Genomic DNA, 18,930 nt, shown 5'->3' on the forward strand with positions numbered 1-18,930 from the left:
TGCCGCCGCCGTCCCCCTGCCCCGAACGGCCCGCCCTGCGGGGCGAGTTGACGCTCGGAGACGACCGAGGCGCAGCCGGAGGCGCGGGCGTTCAGTCGGCGCAGAGGCCGCCGACCGTCGTCAGCGAACCGCCGTCCTTCTCGTCGTCCGTACCGAGTACGGCCTCGTCCGAGCCGGGCAGGCAGTCGATCGCCTCGACCTTGTGCTTCTTGAACTTCTCCAGCACCTCCGGGTCCTTCTCCACGGAGAGACCGACCGCGCCGGAACCGTCGAGCGTGACGTGTGCCGCCGTGTAGACGGCCGAGTCGAACGGGCCGTCGTCGCCGGGGTCGGAGGCCGAACTCACCAGCAGCGCACCGCTGTCGGTGAGGTCGGCGTCGGAGGCGTGCCGTACGTCGTCGTCCGGGTAGGGCGCCTCGACCTCGCCGGACTCCACGTCGCCGAACGTGCCCTTGCCGTCCGCGTCGAGGGTGAGCGGCGCGGCGTACAGCGTGCCCGGGGTGTCGTCCTCGCCCCGGTCGCCCCAGACCGCGACCAGCTTCCCGTCGCCGCCGGGTGCGGCCAGGGTGAGGTCCTCGATCTCGGCGCCGGACTCGACCTCCGGGAGCGTGAAGCTGTCCACGACCTCCGCCGTACCGCCGCTGACGCGCAGGTGGTAGGCCTTGCCGGAGCTCTCGGCGGCCAGGTAACCGCCTTGCTCGCCGGGCACGTTGTCGAGCGCTTCGAGGTCGACGGGCTGCTCGCCCTTCCACTCCAGCGGCTGGACGTCGGGGTCCTCGCCGTCGCGGTAGGTGACGGAGGAGATCCGGTTCTCACCGTCCTCCTTGTTGTCACGTACGAAGACGGCGGAGACGCTCTCGGCGGCGCTCCCGGCACCGGAGCCGGAGCCGTCCGCGGCGACGGAGATCCCGCTGACGCCCTCGGTCTTGCCCTTGCCGACGGACTGCCAGCCGTCGCCGTCCGCCCCGTACGCGGGCAGACCGCCGACGGCGACGGCGAGCGCCGCACCCGCACCGACGGCGGCGACGCTGATTCGTATGAGCTTTGTGGGGGGCATGAGTCCCTTTCAACTTCTGTGAACGACACGTGGAGAAGAGAACCGTCGCGGACCTTTCCACGGCGCCCGGGCACGCGCAAGATTCCACCGCCGCCGGGACCCACGACGGGGACGACGGGAACCACGGGACCCTCGGGGCCGGGTCCGCGGGTCAGTCGAGGCAGAACTCGTTGCCTTCAGGATCGGCCAGCACGATGTGACCGGCGTCGAGCGGCGGTGCGGGCTCATGCCGCGACAGCCGGGTGGCCCCGTACGGCAGAAGGCGCTCGGCCTCGGCCTCCAGGGCCGCCATCCGCGCATCGCCCTCCAGCCCGGGCGCGGCACGGACGTCGAGGTGCAGCCGGTTCTTGGTCTTCTTGCCCTCCGGCACGCGCTGGAAGAACAGCCGCGGCCCCTCCCCTTCCGGATCGACCAGCGCCGAGGCGTCGTTGCGGTTCGCGGGCGGTACGCCCATCGCCTCCAGCGCCTCGTCCCACGACGCGAAGCCCCCGGGCGGATCCGGCAGCCGGTAGCCCAGCGCCTCGGCCCAGAAGGCGGCCAGCCGCGCCGGGTCGGCACAGTCGACGGTGACCTGCACGGTGCGCGCCATGTCACCTCACCTCCCGCCGGGCCCGCTGGCCCGTACGCAGATACAGATCGCGGAGCAGACACACCTCGGCCAGGTGATGGACGACCTCGCGGTTGATGTGCAGCACCAGCTCCGCCAACGACCGCTCGCCGTACGGGGCTTCGGCCTCCCCGCACGCGCGGGCGAGCCCGTCCTCGCCGAGCGACTCGACGCCGGCCTGCCAGGCGGCGTACTCGGCGTCGAGCTGCTCCAGCGCCTCGGCGGCCGTCGCCGCGTACTCGAACGACCGGTAGTCGGTCGGCGCCCGCCCGAAGTGCCCGGCGTTGCGCACCGCCAGCACGCCGACGATCACATGCCCGAGCCGCCAGGCGATCGTCGTGAACGGCGGCGGATCGGGCTCCGGCATCGCGAAGTCGATGGTCATCGCCCCGGACCCGGCCTGCACCGGCGCGGTCCCGGTGCCACGGGGCCGCACACTCCAGCACCCGGGCACGGGCTCCCAGAAGTACTCGTCGTCGGTCAGCCCCTCCAGACGCCCCCGCAACTGCGCGTTCCAGAGCCAGGCGAGCTGATCCCGCAACAGGACGTTCCATGTCTGCTCGTTCATGCCCCGACCTTGCCGCACCTTGAGGACGAATGCGGTCCGCAACTGCGACATGGGACAAACAACGGTGGATCGGTCTCGAACGAGGAGGGGAACGGCGGCTGTTCACCGACCGGCACATACGAACGAGCACCGTGACGTACTGCGAGCCGGCCCGCACTCTTCGAACGTACGGGGACGGGCGCCTCCCGCTGCCTATGCTGACTGCCCGCCGCCGCGCAGCAACGGAGGACTGAGCAGCCACGCCTCCCCTCGGCGGTAGAGAGCAGCCGGGCGGCCGGTCGGTGGAAGCCGCTGTTCCCCGGTCGGCTGCACGAACCCCGCCGTCTTGATCACCTTGCGGCGGAAGTTGCTCGGGTCCAGATGCTGCCCCCAGACGACCTCGTAGACGGTGCGAAGTTCGGTCAGCGTGAAGGACTTCCCGCAGAAGGCCGTGGCGACGGCCGTGTACTCGAGCTTCCTGCGGACCTCTTCCAAAGCATCGGAAAGGATGTCCGCGTGGTCGAACGCCAACTCGTAGGATTGCTTGTGCAGTTGTGAGACCGGAAACCAATAGGCACGCTCGGCGTCCGTACCGCCCACAGGAGCGGGAAGATCCGGCCCCAGCGCGAGATAGGCGATCGTGACCACCCGTCCTCGCGGGTCACGTCGAGGCTCCCCGTAAGCGCCCAACTGCTCCAGATGCAGCCGGCTGGCGTCGATGCCCGCCTCTTCCCAGAGTTCACGCAGCGCCCCCGCGCGCAAGGTCTCGCCCTTCTGGACATAGCCGCCGGGCAGAGCGGGACGACCGAGGAATGGCTCCACCCCGCGCTCGATCAGGAGAACCATCAACTGGTCGTCCCTGAGCGTGAAGATCGCCAGGTCCACCGTCACCCACGACGCTTCCACCTCCTCGGAGTACTTCAGCCAGTCATCCACCAGGAGCCCCTAAAGGTCATATTGACTTAAACAAGGTCGACACTTATGGTCAGATCAACCTTAACCCTACAAGGCAGAGGCCGAACGTGATCACTTCCCATGTGCCGTCAGCCAAGGAAGCGACCGAGGAGCCCACCGACGCCACACGGCACTTATGTGCTGGCGCATACGTGGACGAACGGTTCCGTGATCTCGTGATCGACGAGGTGTGCACCGCTCCGCACCGACGCGTCGCTCCGTCCTACGGATTCGACATCGTTCCGGTCATGCGCCACGCATGGCGAGCCGCGGCGCTGAGTGCGTCGGTCCGCGCGACGGTCGTGGGAGTTGCGGCCTTTCCCGCCTTCACCGGGGCGATCCCCGCCACCGTCCTGATGACTTGCGGCCTCTGCCTCTTATGGCTCTTCCACGTCGCGATGCTGTTCCGCGGCTCCGACGACGAACCGAGACCCAGACGACGGTCCGAACGTCACGGCATGAGGACGGCACGAGAACATCGGAGCCTCCTCAAGCTGATCTTCACTTGGAAGTTCTCGGGGCGGATCAAGTACTCAGAGAAGGCACACGCGTACAGACTCATCGGTGCCGCCGCGTTCACCCTGGTTCTGACCGGCCTGGTCACCGCGGCCGTCTACCCGGATCGAGTCGCCGAAGCCCTGTACTTGGCAGGAGCGATCATCGGCACGTGCCTCACCGTTGGGGCCGCACGCCAGTTGATGCTGAATCGCGTCATGCGAGCTCCGGACCTCAGACCGAAGCGGCTGTCCCGCAGACAACGGGTGGCAGACGTTCAGCAGCGTCACGTCTGTGCCGTGTACCGGCGCCCACAGCACAGCGAGGACGACGAAGACCTCACCAGGTTCACATTGTTCGGGGAAGAGTCACCGTTCATCGGAGCCGGAGAACTCGTCTACCAGTGGAACCCGCCGATGTGCATCCAGTTGCTGCGCCCCGGCGACGACAAGGAATCGCTTGACCAGCTTGAACATCTGGAACCTCCCTTTGAGGCATACGAACTGGTCGACCACCTGCAAGACGCAGTCGAGCAGTTGAACACCGACACGGGAGACGTCCGACTTCCCGCGCGGCCCAGCCACCGCATCTATGTCGCCGAGACCGACGTAGCAGCAGACCGCGGCCTCCTGCCGCCCCGGATCGATGAGGCGGACATGCGCCTCATCATCAACACCCCGGGATGCAAACAGCACCACTTCCTCGAAATCACCAGCCCCATCGAAGGGGCGGAGTTCGTCGCGATCGTGCTGCTGCATGTGAGCCTGCGAGGACGCACCTTGACCATCTCCACTGCGGCGTGCGTACTCGCCCACACTCCCAGATCGTTCCAACGCGCCGCCGAGTTCGGCCAGAACGGCGCCATCGCTGTCGCCTGGGCGGCGTTCCGGCAACTGTCCACACTGCCGGCGGAGATCCCGCGCCTGTGGCGGATCATCCGATACCTCTACGCACTGAGCAAGGCCGCACTTCTCCCCCGCGACCTCACCTCGGCACCGATACGCAACGTCCTGATCGGCACTCGTATCAGCACGCGAGAGAAGGCATCCCAGTCATGGTCCAAGATCCAACTGGAGAAGACCGAAATCCTGGGCCGGATGAAGACCATCGAGCAGCGACTGTTGGCGGCCGCCCGCGATTTTCTGCGGGAGAAGCACATAGACATCTCTGAGTTCAACGACCGCGCTCTCAAAATCATCAACAGCGGCATCGTCAACTTCGGCGACAACAACAACTTCAGCAACAACGCGGTCGGCGACGGAGCACAGGCCGGCGGTTCCGGAAACCAGCCGGCAAGCTCGACCGCCCAAGGAAGCGGAGGAACCAAATGACCATGAATCGCGGCATCGTCAACCACGGCAGCGACAACAACTTCAACAACAACGCCGTCGGGGAGCACGCCCGTGTCTCCGTGGGCGCCCCTTTGCCCGACCCTGACGTTCCTTCCGAGAGCGAGGGCGAGGGCGAGACCTGGGACGTCGGCATCGTGACGATCCTCAGCGAGGAACTCCGTGCTGTGGTCGACGAATTAAAGATGGAACGCCACAAGGAGCCCAGCGGCCTCTACTTCTACCGGGGAAGCTACGCAGCGCCGGAAGCGACTGTCCGAGTCGTGGCCACCCAGAACCAGAGCCAGGGCCAGCGGTCGACCATGAGCGCCCTCGAGAACCTGCGCCGTCACTACAACCCGCGACTGTGGGCGCTGGTCGGCGTCGGAGGTGGAATCCACACTGAGCACGCCGGCATCGGAAACGTCATCGTCTCCACCGACGTCGTCTACTACGAGAACCGCAAGATCAATCCCAATGGCGATGTCCGGCGACGCGGAGAGCATCGACAGGCGCCGGCCCCCGTCGTCCATGCGGTGAACGCCTATTTCACCGACAACGGGACCCCAGCACGCATCCACGCTCAACTCGCTTCACACGCAACAGAACAGTTCGACGTCTTCCCGGGGCTGATCGGATCAGGCGAAGCGGTGATCGCGGACGGTGAGAGCGAGATCCGGAGCTACCTCTCGGACTACAACGAGAAGGTCTTGGCAGTCGACATGGAAGCCGGGGGGCTGAGCCAGTACTGGCAGGAGAACTCCGTCCACGGTGAACACAATCCGGGTTGGGTCGTCGTCCGTGGTGTATCGGACAACGCGGACCAGAAGAAGGGCCACGGCTACCACGAACTCGCGGCACGCAACGCCGCGTACGTCCTGCGACAACTGCTGCCGTACCTCTGCTGACCGGGAAGCGCCAAGGACCTCGTGATCATTCAGACACAGGGAGAAAGCGCTCATGACTGCATTTCTGTTCGGGGTTCTCAGCTCTCTGGCCGCCAGCGGAATCGCGCTCGTCCTCGGTCTGTTACGGGGCTCGCGACCGCTCTGGTGGCTGGTCTCCGCCTGCTCCTGGTGCACGGGCACAGGCCTCGGCCGCGTGTACCGCAATCAGTCTTCCGCCGAAGGGGACGTCGCACGGGATCTGGGCCGAGCTCGCTGGGTCAAGGTCCTGGCGGGACGCGGAAACGTGCTCACCCGTGAGGTCTTCTGCCCCGTGTGGTCCGGTGAACGCCCACTGGAGTCGTTGCAGATCCTCCTGCCGGACCCCACCGCACGGAATGACTCATGGCTGGACCGACGGTCCCACGACGTCTGCCGGTTCGACCCTGGCTTCACACCGAGTCTGCTCAGGAGCCAAGTGCAGTCGAACCTCGACTATCTCGCCCGAATATCACGCTCACAACGCCACTTCGAACTCCACAGCTTCAACCTGCCCAACACCTGCCGGGTGATCGCAACCGACCGCGCGGCTTACATCACCTTCTACAGCAGCTCCGCTCACGGGAGAAACTCCCCATGCCTGTATGCACGGTCCCCCGGGCTTCTCTACAGCATCGCGCTGCAGCAGTTCGATTCCGCCTGGGCGGACAGCTCCCCGGTGCGTTCGGCGTCGTAGCAGTACACCTTTGATATTCGGGCCCCGGAGTAACGCCCCACGACCCGCCCGCCAACACCCTTGACCTCAAGTCCGGTTGAAGTACGAGCATGAGCGCGTGCCCACAACAACCGCGGACATCAAGGCCATTGAAGAGATCGTGGCGACCGTCGAACGCACCCAGCGCGCCAAGGACGCCGAGGGGTTCCTCGCGCTCTTCCGCCCCGACGCCGTCTGGACCACCGCCCACGGCAAGGTCCTCATCGGCTTCGACGCCATCGCCGAGTTCACCCGCGCCGTCCTGCCCGGGGCGGACTGGGACGGCGACGTCACCTACGAGGCGGCGCACACGCAGTTCCTTCGCCCGGATGTGGCGGCGGTGAAGATCCGCCAGGTCTACCGCTCCCCGGAGGGCGAATCGCAGGGCTCCCCGCTCTACATCCTCACCAAGGACGACGACGGCACCTGGCTGCTCCACGTCGGCCAGAACACGGAGGTGCGCGTCGATACGGCGTGATCCGGGCACGGCACCCACGTACGGATCCTGCACGTAGAGCTTGCGTGAGGGGGCCTGGGTGAGTGATCCGCCGGGATCGGTTCGGCTCCTCGCAGGCGCATACGTACGGCACGGGGAACCATGAAGCATGCGACCGGATGACTGGCATCTCACCGACGACGTCGACGACTTCCTCTCCCGTACCGGAGACTTCCTGCGCTCGCGCCCCGCCCTGCACACCATGCCGCTGACCGTGACCGAGAGGCTGCGCGCGGACGGCGCGGTCGCGTACGGCGGCGAAGTGCCCCTCTTGGGGTGGCTGGAGCAGTCAGGCGAGGTCCGCGCCACCTTCCATCTCGTCATGCCCCGCGGTCTGAGCCTCACGCCGCTCGCCCCGGGGCCCGCCGACGCGCTCGCCGCCCGCCTGGCCGGTCTTGGCCGTTCCCTGCCCGTCGTCGGCGGGCAGGACGACACCGCAGCCGCTTTCGCCAGGGCCTGGCAGCGGTACACGGGTGCGGCGCCGGCTCTTCGTGACCGCATCCGTCTGTACCGTCTCGGCACGCTCACGCCGCCGGAGTCGCTTCCCGACGGCCGGAGCCGGGCCGCGGGCGAGCGGGACCGTGAGCAATTCATGAGCTGGTGCCGTGAGTTCGCCACGGACGTCGGAGAGGCGGTCTCGATCGACGCCGCATCGTGGGCCGGCACACGCTTCGCGGACAAGCGCTTCACCTTCTGGGAGACCCCGGACGGCACTCCCGTCTCCATGGCGGGCGCGACCCCGATGGTCGGCGGCCAGGTCCGGGTGGACCCGGTCTACACCCCGGCCCGCCTCCGCGGCCGCGGGTACGCGGGCGCCGTGACGGTCGAGGTGAGCCGGGCCGCTCTGGCTCAAGGAGCAACGGACGTCGTGCTGTTCGCGGACGCGGCCAACCCCATAAGCAACGGCCTCTACCAGCGCATCGGATTCCGCCGGCTCGCCGACTTCGCCGTGTACGACTTCTCGGCTGCCGCACCGGCAGTGAGTTGAGCCTTCCTCCCGCCAACTTCCGCGCGGCCGTGCCCACTTGTGTGCGCCCGCCCTTCCCTCCCTACCTTTACGCACCGTGTCGCCGCCGTGGAGGAGTCCCCGCCCTGCTGCGCCGGCATGTCCCCGTACACGTCGATTCGGCCCGACGCCGCTCCGTCCGAAGCAACGTGCCCGAACCAGTCCCCAGCACAGAAAGGCACCCCCGAGTGACCCCCTTACGTACCGGGCTGTGTGAGCTTCTCGGGATCGCCGTTCCCGTCGTACAGGCTCCCGTCGGGCGCCCCTGCACCCCGGCCCTGGCCGCTGCCGTGAGCAACGCCGGCGGACTGGGGATGCTGGCGTGTACCTGGGACGGCGTCGGGGAGTTGGCCGCCCGTGTACGGGCCACGCAGGCGGCCACCGCGCAGCCCTTCGGGGTCAATCTTCTCCTCGAATGGGACCAGGAGGAGCGGATCGAGGAGTGTCTCGCCCTCGGGGTCGGCGTCATCTCGACGGGCTGGGGCGACCCCGCACCGCTGACCGCGCGGATCCACAGGGGCGGCGCCCTTCATCTGCACACGGTCGGCTCGGCCGCCGAAGCACGGCACGCCGCGGACGCCGGCGTGGACGTGGTCGTCGCGCAGGGCTGGGAGGCCGGAGGCCATGTGTGCGGCGGGATCGCGTCGTTGCCTCTGGTCCCGGCGGTGGTGGACGCCGTGGCGCCCGTGCCGGTCGTCGGCGCCGGAGGGGTCGCGGACGGGCGCGGACTGGCGGCGATGCTGGCGCTGGGGGCCCAGGCCGCCTGGATCGGCACGCGTTTCCTCCTGGCGGAGGAGGCCGCCACGGCACCGGCGTACCGGGCGGGCCTCGCGCGCGCAGAAGAGACGGACACCGTGCACGGGGTGATCTTCGACAAGGGGTGGCCGCGCGCCCGTCACCGCGCGCTGGTCAACAGCACCGTCGAGGTCTGGAGGGCCGCGGGCCGTCCGCCCGTGGGCGAACGGCCGGGAGAGGACGACGTGTTGGGACATGGCGCGGACGGCGCCCCGATCGAGCGCTACGCGGACGTCGCCCCCACGGCGGACGTCGAGGGCGACGCGGAGGCGATGGCCCTGTACGCGGGGCAGAGCGTCGGGCTGGTCGGCCGGAGGCAGCCGGCCGCCGCCATCGTGGCGGAGCTGGAAGCAGAAGCCGTGCGCAGCCTCGACTCCCTGCGAGGGATGGGTGGTTGAGGATCACCGATGGGTGACTGAGGCCGACTGCTAGGTGGTTGAGGCCGACGGCTAGATAGTTGAGGCCGCCGGGTCCGGCTCCTCTCCCCACAGATCCCGCGCCAGCGCAGCGAGATCGCTCAGCGCACGGGTCTGGCGGCGCGATTTGTGCGTGATCATGTAGACGCCCAGGTGCGGAGCGCGCGTCCAGGGGAGGATCTGCAACTCCCCGCGCGCGGCCTCGTCGTGCACGGTGCTGGCGGGCAGCAGCGCCACCCCGAGTCCCGCGGCGGCGCACTTCTTGATCGCCTCCACGCTGACGAACTCCATGAGAACCGGGTCGACTTCGGCCTCTTTGAGTTCGGCGTCGATCATCTCCCGCTGGGCGCAGCCCTTCTCGATGACGAGCAGCGTCTCCCCGGCGAGCTGACCGCTGTGCACCCGCTTGCGCTCCGCGAGCGGGTGTCCGGGCCGTGCCACGAGCAGCAGCGGCTCCTCCGCCATCAGCTCCGCGGTGGTCATCGGCGCGGCGACGTTCCTCTCCAGCAGGAAGCCGACGTCGACGCCGCCGTCCTTGAGCGCGGCCAGCAGCGCGGTGCGGCCCGCGGGCCGGAAGACCACGCGCAACAGCGGGTAGCGGTCCTGCAACGCGCGGAGAACGGCCGGAAGCCGGTAGGCGCACAGGCTCTCCGGTGCGGCGATGTGCAGCGTCCCGCGGACCTCGCGCTGGTCTCCTCCCGCTTGCAGTACGGCTTCGCGTACCTCGTCGGCGTAGTTGACCATCCGCCGGGCGTGACCGCGCAGTTCCTCTCCCGCGGCGGTGAGGACGATCCGTCTGCCCAACCGCTCGAACAGCTCGGCGCCCAGGTCGGATTCGAGCGTCTTGATGTGGCTCGTCACGCTGGACTGGACGTATCCGAGCTCATCCGCGGCCCGGGTGAAGCTCATCGAACGGGCCACTTCGAGGAAGGTCACCAGATGCTTCATCTCCACGTTCCCATCGGTCCCCTCGATGGAGTCCATCGCAAACATTCGTTGGACGCGATGGCTCTGCGGCTCTTACAACAAAGACATGACCTTCACTGCCCGAGACGCCTCCCGGGGCGTCGGCACCTCGTCCGCGGGCGGACTCGCCGACCGCAACTTCCTGCTGCTCCTCGTGGCGACGGCCTGCGCCTTCTCCAACTACGCGCCCATGCTCTCGGTCGTGCCCCTGTGGTCGGACGACGGCGGGGCCGGGACCGCCGGGGCGGGAGCGGCGACGGGCGTGACGATGGGGACGACGGTTGCCGTCCAGTTGTGCATGCCGTGGCTGCTCAGGAAGCTCAGCCTGCTGGCGATCTTCGCGGTGGGCGCCGTACTGCTCGGAGTGCCGACCTTCGGCTATCTGCTCTCCTCCCAACTCACGCCGGTTCTCACGGTGTCGGCCGTGCGCGGCGTCGGATTCGGCATGGTCGCCGTCGCCGGCAGCGCGCTCGTCGCCGAGCTGGTGACGGAGGACAAGCGCGGACGGGCCGTCGGCTGGTACGGCATCGCGGTCGGTCTCCCCCAGGTCGTCTGTCTGCCGCTGGCGGTGTGGGGCGTCGAAAGCTGGGGCTACACCGCGGTGTTCACCGTCTCGGCGGTGCTGAGCGTCGCCGCGGCTCCGCTGATCTGGGCGGTGTCCGCCGATACGAGGCAGCGCGGCGGCCGGCCCTCCTCGGCCGACGGACGCCGCTCGGGCGTCGTCGAGCAGTGGCGCCCCCTGCTGAACCCGTGGACGGTGCTGATCACCGCGGCCTGCGCCCTGGGCGGTGTGACGTCCCTGCTGCCGCTCGCCCTGGACGACGTCGACGTGGCCGCCACCGCCCTGTTCGTGCTCTCGGCCACGGTGATCGCCGGGCGTTGGGGGGCGGGCTGGCTGAGCGACCGTCTGGGTCCCGGGCGTCTGCTGGTCGCCAGCGTCCTCGCGTGCGCCGCGGGCATGGCCGGTTTCGCCGCCGCCGTGGCGGGTGCGCCGCCCTGGCCGGTGTCCATGGCCGCCGCCGCGGTGTACGGGCTGGGCTTCGGCGTGCTGCAGAACGACACCCTCGTCGTCATGTTCGCCCGTGCCGGACCTCGGGGCAGCGGCCTGGCCAGCACCGCCTGGAACATGGCGTACGACGCCGGCACCGGTGTCGGCGCGGCCGGCGTGGGGGTCATCTCGGGCGCCTTCACGATGGGCGGCGCCTTCGCCGCGGCAGCCGCCGTCATCGTCGCCGCGGCTCCCCTGGCCTGGCTCAGCGGACGGACGGCGGGCTCCGCGCGGGGCGTACGCCACAAGTCCCCGCCTCCGGACGACCCGACCGACGACATCCGCAGTCACACAGGCTGAAAGGAGCCATCGACGATGAAGAGCAAGCAGGAATTCCGGCAAGGAGACGTCCCCATGGCCGGACGCAACGGCAGCCGGTTCGTGGATCTCAGCCACGACATCGTGCCGGGCTCAACGGCTTATCCGGGTCTTCCCCAGCCGTCGCTCACCGACTACATCTCGCGCGAGCAGTCCCGTGAAATGTACGCGGAGGGAACGGAGTTCCACACGGCGCAGTTGTGTCTCGTGGGGCAGACGGGAACGTATCTCGACGTTCCCTTCCACCGGTACGCGGACGGATACGACCTGACGCGGCTTGATCTGAACCGGGTCGCCAATGTGCCGGCCGTCGTGATCGATACCGACGCCGACGAGATCCCGCCGTCCGTCTTCGCAGGTCAGACTTTAACGGGACGGGCCGTGCTGCTGCGTACCGGCTGGTCCCGGTTCTGGGGCATGGACGCCTACCAGAACGGCGGTCACCCGCATCTCTCGGAGGAGTCCGCACGCGTATTGGCGGACGCGGGTCCCGCCGTCGTGGGCATCGATTCTCTCAATATCGACGGCACGCACACGGGCGAGAGGCCGGCGCACACCCAGCTCCTCGGGGCCGGTATTCCGATTGTCGAGCACCTGACGAATCTTGGCCAACTCCCGGGCACGGGCGCTCGGTTCACGGCTGCCCCTGTTAAGGTTGTCGGCTGTGGCACGTTCCCGGTACGTGCCTTCGCAACGTGGAGTCGGTGGGTTTAACCTGCTCCTAGGTACCACATGTAACAGTCTTTTCTGTTCCGTCTTACCTTCGTGGGGGAGACACGTGGCCACCCTGCAGCAGTTCAGGACATTGCACACCGTGGAGACCTGCGGCGGTATACACGCCGCGGCGAAGGCTCTGCATCTCTCGCCCTCGGCGGTGTCGCAACAAGTCAAGGCGCTTGCGGCGGAATGTGGTTTCCCCCTGCTCGAACCGGACGGCCGTGGAATAAGGCTGACGGAGAGCGGCGAATCCGTCGCCCAAGCCGTGTCCCAGATAGCGCAGTTATGGGAGAAGGCGATACTGCGCGCACGTCCCGAGGTGCGGGCGAAAAGGCTGCAACAGCCCGTCGTCAGCCTGGGCTCGTTCCCCTCCGCCATGGCCAACTGCGTACTTCCCGCTTTCCGTTCGTGCGCCGAGTACTCGGTCAAGGTCAGGCTCTTCGAGACGAGTCCGCACGAGGGATGTGAACTCGTACGCAACGAAATCCTGGACGCGGCGGTCTCCCTGAAGGACGCGGTGCAGACGAACGAGGACGGACTGCACTGGTTACCCCTCCAGCACGATCCCTTCGTGCTGGTAGGGCCTTCGGGACTGCTCTCCTCCACGGCGCGCAGCCGGGGCGCGTCCGCTCTCTCCAGCCTGCCGTGGATCCTTCCCTGCGCGGGGTCGGACTGCGACCGGCTCATCTCGGGCCATATGGCGCGGCACGGAGTGCGGGCGCGGCCCGCCGGCAGGACCGACGACTGGTCCCTCGCCCAGGAGATGGCCGCGGCCCTGAACGCGGTGGCCTACATCCCGTCCTCCGTGCTGCGCAACGAATGCGGTCTGGCGAGGGTCGTCGACCTGGCCGGCATTCCCAATCCCTTCCGCACGGTCGTGCTCGTCACCCGCCGCCCCGAGGAACATAAGCAGTGGTTCTCGGACATGAGCCGGCGCTTCAAGCAGGCGTACGCGCGCACCGCCGGTGAGGCGTACAGCAGTTGAGCCCCGCCCGGCCGGTCAGCGGCCGGTACGGCGCACCAGGCCCTCGTACTCCTCCTTCTTCTTCCACTCCGGGTCCGGCGGCACATGCCCCGGCTGCGGCACATAGGCGGAGATCTCGCCCCGGCCCACGTCGTGCAGATAGCGCGGGCAGTTCTCGAAGACGTCCCGCACCGTGACGCGCACCACCGCGTCCGCCTCGTGGAACAGCTCCATCAGGCGGGAGTCCGTCGAGACCTGCGCCTCTCCGTTGATCCGGATCTTTATGGGCCGGCCGTAGTCGATGAAGAGCATGCCGATGCGGGGGTTCTCCAGAATGTTCCCGAGGCTGCGGAACATGCCGTTGCCGTCGTAGCTGGGGAAGAGCAGATGTGTCTCATCGGGGACCTTGACGAAACCGGGACGGCCCCCTTTGTAGGAGCAGTCCGGTGCTCCCTCGGCGTCGGCGGTGGCCAGATAGAAGCAGTCGGCCGCCTCGACCACATGTATCTCGTCGGGGCCGAGCCGGCTCTGCACGTACTTGCCGGCGATGTGATCGGCGAGGGCCCGTGTCTCCAACATCTCCTGAACTTTGCGTGAGCCGGGGTTGTAGAACTCCTGAGAGCGGTTCACAGCGATCTCTCCTCTCCGGATGGGCCGGACGCGGCTTTCGCAAGATCGCAGGGCGCACCGGGCGGCACAAGGACCGTTCAGACATCGTGAACGGATAAGCGGCAGACGGCAGATGAGCCGCAGGACCCGAATCACCGGACCTTTGCGGCCGCCTCCGTACTCCACGGGTCAGATCGGCACGAGACGGACGCGCAGAACGCGGCGGCGCCGGACACCGAACCGTTTCGATAAACCTGACGGATCTGTTTCCTTCGCACCTTGTGGCGATACTTTCGAAGGCGTCGAAGAAATCACCTCTTCCATTCTCACGGCAACCAGAAACGGGATGATGACCTTGAATGCCCGTGCTCAGGAACTAGGCGAGAGAATGTTCACCCGCGGACATGTGACGTCCCTGGTGGGCCAGGAAGTGCATGCGGAGGAATGGAAGGTTTTCTCCGAGAGCTGGCACCGGCTTCCCGTCGACGCCTTCATGGCCGACGGTGAGAAATACCGGCTCCGCCGGCACACCGTTTTCAACGTGAACTCGGACTCGGGCATCGAGCAGCTTCCCCCGCGCCCCTACGTACAGACCCTGGACATCAACCATCTCAACGGCGACGTGCGCCGCAGCTACGACGGGATCGAGCGGCCGGTGACCGGAAGCCGGTTCTTCCGGTCGCTTCTCCTCGGCCTGTCCGCCCTGCTCGACGAGCTCCAGGACGGCCCCTGCACCTGGCACCACCAGTGCTTCCAGAACCGCATCACCACCAGCGGCTCGGAGGTCGGCAACCCGACCCCCGAGGGGGTGCACCGGGACGGCGTCGACTATGTCCTGACCATGATCGTCGACCGGCACAACATCACCGGCGGATGCAGCGGCATCTACGAGGCGTCCACACGCAAACCCCTGCACTCGGAAACGCTCACCGAACCCGGGAGCTTTCTGCTGGCCGACGACGAACGCACCCGGCACGACGCGACGTCGGTCTTCCCGCTCGACCCTGCACTCCCGGCTCACCGCGACGTCTTCATCGACGTCATCACACGCGGCACCCAGCCTCGCTGACCTGATCGGTCACCGAAGTCACCGCACCCACTCACCCACGTAAGGACGGAGCACCGATGACCGCGACCGCCTCTGAGCACACGCAGGCGAACGCCTTCACCGCACAGTTGCACAGCGCCTTCCCCGAGCACGGCACCCCCGATCCGCGGGCACGGGAGACCCTGCTCGCCCGGCTGCACGCGCACTACGTCTCGTACATGGCGGGGCCCGAGTCCTTCGCCTCCATCCCCCGGCTCAACAGCGACCCGGAGCTGACGGCGGTCGAGGACGCCTGGCTGCGCTGGGAGGACGCACAGGTCGACATGAGCCGACTCCCCGCCACCGGCAAGGAGTTCAAGGACTGGTTCCTGACCGTCGCCGACCAGCACACGCAGCCGGAGTTCTGCGAATACCTCGCGCACAAGGCGTCGCTGGAAGAGATGGCCCTGTTCTTCATGGGCGAGGAGCTGGTGGACAGCAAGTTCGACGACCTGATGGCGATGGTGCAGATCGGCACCGAGGGCCACACGAAGCTGACCATCGCGGAGAACTACTGGGACGAGATGGGCGAGGGCGAACTCGACGCCGTCCACACCCGCATGTTCGAGCACTCGGCCGTCTATATGCGGGCCCGTCTCGCCGACGCCGGCGTGGACCGCAGCCGACTGCACTGCCCCGAGGCGTTCGAGAACGCGTGCCTCCTGCTCATGTACGGCATCCACCGGCACCTCAACCCGAGGGCGCTGGGGGCGATGGGCGTGCTCGAACAGAGCGCCTCGCCGCGCTTCCAGGCCATGGTCGACGGCTGCGACCGGCTCGGCGTCCCCGCCGACGTCATCGACTACCAGCGCGTCCACGTCCATGTCGACGCGGACCACGGCGCGGAGTGGTTCGACGGCGTCTTCGTCCCGCTGGTGGACCGCTCGCCGGAGCTGCTGCGGGAGATCTCGCTCGGCGTCGCCACGCGCGTACGGGTCGCCAACGCCTACTACCAGCGCATCTGGCATGTCATGCGCGATCTGACGAGCTGAGAGGAGAGGCATGACCACGTCCGTCCCCAACGCCGAACCGCAGTTACTCTTCCGGAAGGAACGCGTCGGCCCGTTCGACCAGTCGGTGTTCGTCTTCAAGGTCGCCCTCGCCCTGGGGCTTGTGGCGGCCGGTGTCTCGCTGGCGCTCAGCGACCGCTGGTTCGTCGCGCTGCCGGGCTGCCTTCTGCTGGCCGCCGTCTACACGCACATGGTGGAGCTGCAGCATCAGTGCCTGCACCACTCGGCGTTCCGCCGGTCCAAGCTCCATCGCAGGGTCGGAGTGCCCCTGGGCGTACCGCTGTTGGTGGCCTACAGCCACTACCGCGTCCGGCATCTTCAGCACCACCGCTATCTGGGCACGCCCAACGACTCGGAGTTCTTCGGCTTCGATCCGCGCAAGCCGCTCACCTGGGGCGTACTGCTGCGGGGGCTGCTGGACTATCTGCGTCTGGCCACCGTCGTCCGGGACATCGGCCGCGCCTACACCGGCCGGTGGACCTATGACGCCGGGCAGATAGCCGAGCGGCGGCGCCGTGAAATCGCCGCGGAGTACCGGATGTTCGGCGTCGTGCTCGCGGCGGTCGCCGCGCTGGCCGTCGCCGGCTTCGGTGAGGAGATCCTGCGGCTGTGGCTGGTGCCCCTGGTCTTCGCGGTGCCCATGCACTTCCTGGTGGAGCTGCCCGAGCATCTGCTGTGCGAGACGGAGACCACGGACGTCCTGCGCAACACCCGGTCCATACAGGGGAGTTGGTTCAGCACCTGGTTCACCAACGGCAACAACCTCCATGTGGAGCACCATGCGGCGATGGTCGTGCCCATCAACCGGCTGCGGGAGCGCCACCCGGACGTCCAGCGGCACGCGGTCCATGTCGAGCGCAGCTACCTGGACTTCTTCGCCACCGTGGCGAGTACGGCCCACCGGAACGCGAAGAAGAGCCTGTCCTAGGCGGAAGGTGAGACCCGTCATGCCAGAAGCGATACGGAGTCGAGCACGAGACGCCGGGACTAGGGCCGGGGCCGGGGCAACGGCGGCCGGGACCGGGCCAACGGCCGCTACCGGGGCCGGAGTTGGTGCCGGAGCCGATGCCGATGCCGATGCCGGCACCGGAACGGGCGGCAGGGGCCCGGCGGCCTCCCACCGGGCGGCGCTGATGCGAGCCGTCCCCGACGCCCTGCGGATCTCCTGCACCGGCGACGTCGTACGCATCGACCTCCCCGACGGCGACGTACGGCTGCGTCTGCACAGCGCGCCGGGGGGCACCCGGATCGGGCTGCAGGTCGCCTACCGCGAGAACAGACCCTCCGGCCGTACGTGGTGGTCCAGTTGGGAGAGGTCGGTGGCCGCGCCTCCCGCATCCCCCTCCGTGGGAGCCGTGCTCACCGCCGAAGTCGCCGCGAGCCGCCGCGAGTTCGCCCGTGAACTGGACAGCGTCCGCATCTGTGAAGCCGCCCTGGAGTCCCCTGTCGATCCGGCGGCGTCCACGGCCGCGCCCCGAGCGAACGAGTAGACCACGCCACGGGAGCAGGTTCTCGAATGGAACTGACCGAAGCACTCCTCACACGACGCAGCAGGCAGTACCTCCTTGAGCCGGCGCCGTCCGGCGAAGAGCTGATCGACCTCATCCGGCAGGCGTCCTCGGCACCGGACCACGGGCTGCTCAGGCCGTGGCGGTGGGTGCTGCTGCGCGGTGCGCAGCGGGACGCCCTCGGGGCGGCCCTCGCGTCGACCGTTCCCGAGGACGTACGGGACCGGGCCGCCGCGAAGCCGCTGCGCGCACCGCTGCTGGCGTCGATCATCTTCGCGCCGCGCACGGCGACGAAGGTCCCCGAGTGGGAGCAACTCGCGGCGGTGTCCGCGCTCGTGACCTGTCTGGAGCTGCTGCTGCACGACCGGGGCTGGGGAAGCATCTGGAGGACGGGCGAGACGGTCGCCTCGCCCGCCGTCCGGGAGTTCCTGCAACTCCGGGAGAACGAGCGGCTGTTGGGCTGGCTGTACATCGGTACGCCCGATCCGCGGAACTCGCCCGTGCCCAGGAAGCACTGCTCGATCACCGACAGGGTCTCCAGCGTGTGAGCGCCCGGCGGTGAGACCGACGGTGGCCCGCGGACGATGCCGGACGGCGCGTCCGCGGGCCACCGTCGTCATGCGCCACCGCCGTCATGCGCCACCGCCGTCATGCGCCACCGCCGAAGGCCACGGCGGCCGACCCTCGGCGCCGCGCCTCCCGACGTCCGGGGCACGACCCGGGTCGCCACCCGGGTCACCGTCCGGGACGGTCCAACTGCCGGGTCGTGACGAAGCCGCCGTCGTGGTGCACGAGGGCGGAGCCCGGTGCGTCGCCGCCGGGCGCGGCCCCGTCGTCCACCTCCCCCACGACCAGCAGGTGGTCGCCGATCTGCCGCAGCAGCGTCGGCCGCGCGGTGAGCCAGGCCGGTACGCCGTCCAGCAGCGGCAGCCCGTCCTCGGCAGCCGTCCAGGGGACGCCGTCGAATCTGTCGATGCCGCTGCGGGCGAACTGCCGGGCCAGCGCGGTGTTTTCGGCGCCCAGCACATGGACGGCGAAGCGGTCCGCGCGTCGTACGGCCTCGGCGGTGGAGGCCGTGGTCCCGAGGCAGAAGGAGACCAGCGCGGGGTCGAGCGAGACGGAGGTGAACGACGTCGCCGTGAAGCCCGCGGGCCCCGGAACCGTGATCACGGTGACCCCGGCCGCGTGCTGCCGCAGTGTGCGGCGCAGGATCCTGTCGGGGGTGGGCGGTGCGTTCCCGGCGTGGGCCCCGGCCCGGTGCTCGGCGTCGGCTGCGAGAGTCATGCCGCGTCCTTTCGCTGTGGGCGGTGGAGTGGGCGGTGCTGTGGGCGGTGGCGTGCACGGTGCTGTGGGCGGTGGAGTTC

General features: G+C 68.5%; 21 protein-coding genes. 14 read left to right on the forward strand and 7 right to left on the reverse strand.

Annotation, left to right across the window (positions count from 1 at the left end):
- Positions 1 to 91 precede the first annotated feature (91 nt).
- From AN218_RS26785 to AN218_RS26800, 4 genes are all read right to left on the reverse strand, one after another.
- On the reverse strand, positions 92 to 1,057 hold the full coding sequence (locus tag AN218_RS26785; protein WP_070019684.1) for a hypothetical protein: 966 nt from the start codon (positions 1,055 to 1,057) through the stop codon (positions 92 to 94).
- A gap of 151 nt (positions 1,058 to 1,208) precedes the next feature.
- Positions 1,209 to 1,646, reverse strand: a complete 438-nt coding sequence (locus tag AN218_RS26790; protein WP_070019685.1) for a VOC family protein — start codon at positions 1,644 to 1,646, stop codon at positions 1,209 to 1,211.
- A gap of 1 nt (position 1,647) precedes the next feature.
- Positions 1,648 to 2,232: a DinB family protein gene (locus tag AN218_RS26795; RefSeq protein WP_070019686.1), complete on the reverse strand. Its 585-nt coding sequence runs from the start codon at positions 2,230 to 2,232 to the stop codon at positions 1,648 to 1,650.
- 192 nt (positions 2,233 to 2,424) lie between these two features.
- Complete coding sequence (locus AN218_RS26800; RefSeq protein ID WP_070019687.1) at positions 2,425 to 3,147, reverse strand: NUDIX hydrolase; 723 nt, start codon at positions 3,145 to 3,147, stop codon at positions 2,425 to 2,427.
- A gap of 86 nt (positions 3,148 to 3,233) precedes the next feature.
- Here AN218_RS26800 and AN218_RS26805 point away from each other — a divergent pair, with 86 nt between their 5' ends.
- From AN218_RS26805 to AN218_RS26830, 6 genes are all read left to right on the forward strand, one after another.
- Positions 3,234 to 4,991, forward strand: coding sequence for a hypothetical protein (locus AN218_RS26805; protein ID WP_070019688.1), 1,758 nt, complete (start codon positions 3,234 to 3,236; stop codon positions 4,989 to 4,991).
- On the forward strand, positions 4,988 to 5,896 hold the full coding sequence (locus AN218_RS26810) for a 5'-methylthioadenosine/S-adenosylhomocysteine nucleosidase family protein (RefSeq protein ID WP_070019689.1): 909 nt from the start codon (positions 4,988 to 4,990) through the stop codon (positions 5,894 to 5,896). Before AN218_RS26805 ends, AN218_RS26810 begins: the two co-directional genes overlap by 4 nt.
- A gap of 52 nt (positions 5,897 to 5,948) precedes the next feature.
- Positions 5,949 to 6,608 carry a hypothetical protein gene (locus AN218_RS26815; RefSeq protein WP_070019690.1) on the forward strand — a complete coding sequence of 220 codons (660 nt, stop codon included), beginning with the start codon at positions 5,949 to 5,951 and terminating at the stop codon, positions 6,606 to 6,608.
- Positions 6,609 to 6,705: 97 nt separating this feature from the next.
- Positions 6,706 to 7,104, forward strand: a complete 399-nt coding sequence (locus AN218_RS26820) for an SgcJ/EcaC family oxidoreductase (protein ID WP_244900731.1) — start codon at positions 6,706 to 6,708, stop codon at positions 7,102 to 7,104.
- Between the two features lie 127 nt (positions 7,105 to 7,231).
- The gene (locus AN218_RS26825) at positions 7,232 to 8,110 is read left to right on the forward strand and encodes a GNAT family N-acetyltransferase (RefSeq protein WP_070019692.1); all 879 of its coding nucleotides are present in this window, start codon (positions 7,232 to 7,234) and stop codon (positions 8,108 to 8,110) included.
- A gap of 206 nt (positions 8,111 to 8,316) precedes the next feature.
- A complete protein-coding gene (locus tag AN218_RS26830; protein WP_070019693.1) occupies positions 8,317 to 9,321 on the forward strand; it encodes an NAD(P)H-dependent flavin oxidoreductase in 1,005 nt (334 codons plus the stop codon).
- A gap of 51 nt (positions 9,322 to 9,372) precedes the next feature.
- On the opposite strand, the gene AN218_RS26835 is transcribed toward AN218_RS26830, so the two are convergent.
- Positions 9,373 to 10,323 carry a LysR family transcriptional regulator gene (locus tag AN218_RS26835; protein ID WP_244900732.1) on the reverse strand — a complete coding sequence of 317 codons (951 nt, stop codon included), beginning with the start codon at positions 10,321 to 10,323 and terminating at the stop codon, positions 9,373 to 9,375.
- Between the two features lie 49 nt (positions 10,324 to 10,372).
- Here AN218_RS26835 and AN218_RS26840 point away from each other — a divergent pair, with 49 nt between their 5' ends.
- The 3 genes from AN218_RS26840 (at position 10,373) to AN218_RS26850 (ending at position 13,373) form a co-directional block, all read left to right on the forward strand.
- Positions 10,373 to 11,653 carry an MFS transporter gene (locus AN218_RS26840; RefSeq protein WP_070019694.1) on the forward strand — a complete coding sequence of 427 codons (1,281 nt, stop codon included), beginning with the start codon at positions 10,373 to 10,375 and terminating at the stop codon, positions 11,651 to 11,653.
- A gap of 15 nt (positions 11,654 to 11,668) precedes the next feature.
- Positions 11,669 to 12,385 (forward strand): cyclase family protein, encoded by a 717-nt coding sequence (locus AN218_RS26845; protein WP_079132626.1) that lies wholly within the window; start codon positions 11,669 to 11,671, stop codon positions 12,383 to 12,385.
- Positions 12,386 to 12,449: 64 nt separating this feature from the next.
- On the forward strand, positions 12,450 to 13,373 hold the full coding sequence (locus AN218_RS26850; protein WP_141747706.1) for a LysR family transcriptional regulator: 924 nt from the start codon (positions 12,450 to 12,452) through the stop codon (positions 13,371 to 13,373).
- A 15-nt stretch (positions 13,374 to 13,388) separates the two neighbouring features.
- Here the strand turns inward: AN218_RS26850 and AN218_RS26855 are convergent, their stop codons facing one another.
- Positions 13,389 to 13,982 carry a pyridoxamine 5'-phosphate oxidase family protein gene (locus AN218_RS26855; RefSeq protein ID WP_244900733.1) on the reverse strand — a complete coding sequence of 198 codons (594 nt, stop codon included), beginning with the start codon at positions 13,980 to 13,982 and terminating at the stop codon, positions 13,389 to 13,391.
- A 367-nt stretch (positions 13,983 to 14,349) separates the two neighbouring features.
- Here AN218_RS26855 and AN218_RS26860 point away from each other — a divergent pair, with 367 nt between their 5' ends.
- The 5 genes from AN218_RS26860 (at position 14,350) to AN218_RS26880 (ending at position 18,114) form a co-directional block, all read left to right on the forward strand.
- On the forward strand, positions 14,350 to 15,030 hold the full coding sequence (locus AN218_RS26860; RefSeq protein ID WP_244900734.1) for a 2OG-Fe dioxygenase family protein: 681 nt from the start codon (positions 14,350 to 14,352) through the stop codon (positions 15,028 to 15,030).
- A 56-nt stretch (positions 15,031 to 15,086) separates the two neighbouring features.
- A complete protein-coding gene (locus tag AN218_RS26865) occupies positions 15,087 to 16,040 on the forward strand; it encodes an iron-containing redox enzyme family protein (RefSeq protein ID WP_070019696.1) in 954 nt (317 codons plus the stop codon).
- A 10-nt stretch (positions 16,041 to 16,050) separates the two neighbouring features.
- Positions 16,051 to 16,986, forward strand: coding sequence for a fatty acid desaturase family protein (locus AN218_RS26870; protein ID WP_070019697.1), 936 nt, complete (start codon positions 16,051 to 16,053; stop codon positions 16,984 to 16,986).
- Between the two features lie 205 nt (positions 16,987 to 17,191).
- Positions 17,192 to 17,548 (forward strand): hypothetical protein, encoded by a 357-nt coding sequence (locus tag AN218_RS26875; RefSeq protein WP_070019698.1) that lies wholly within the window; start codon positions 17,192 to 17,194, stop codon positions 17,546 to 17,548.
- Positions 17,549 to 17,574: 26 nt separating this feature from the next.
- Positions 17,575 to 18,114, forward strand: a complete 540-nt coding sequence (locus AN218_RS26880; RefSeq protein WP_070019699.1) for a nitroreductase family protein — start codon at positions 17,575 to 17,577, stop codon at positions 18,112 to 18,114.
- 187 nt (positions 18,115 to 18,301) lie between these two features.
- On the opposite strand, the gene AN218_RS26885 is transcribed toward AN218_RS26880, so the two are convergent.
- On the reverse strand, positions 18,302 to 18,850 hold the full coding sequence (locus AN218_RS26885; protein WP_079132628.1) for a flavin reductase family protein: 549 nt from the start codon (positions 18,848 to 18,850) through the stop codon (positions 18,302 to 18,304).
- Between the last annotated feature and the right edge of the window lie 80 nt (positions 18,851 to 18,930).

The sequence above is a fragment of the Streptomyces nanshensis genome (assembly GCF_001751255.1).
GTDB classification, from domain to species: domain Bacteria; phylum Actinomycetota; class Actinomycetes; order Streptomycetales; family Streptomycetaceae; genus Streptomyces; species Streptomyces nanshensis_A.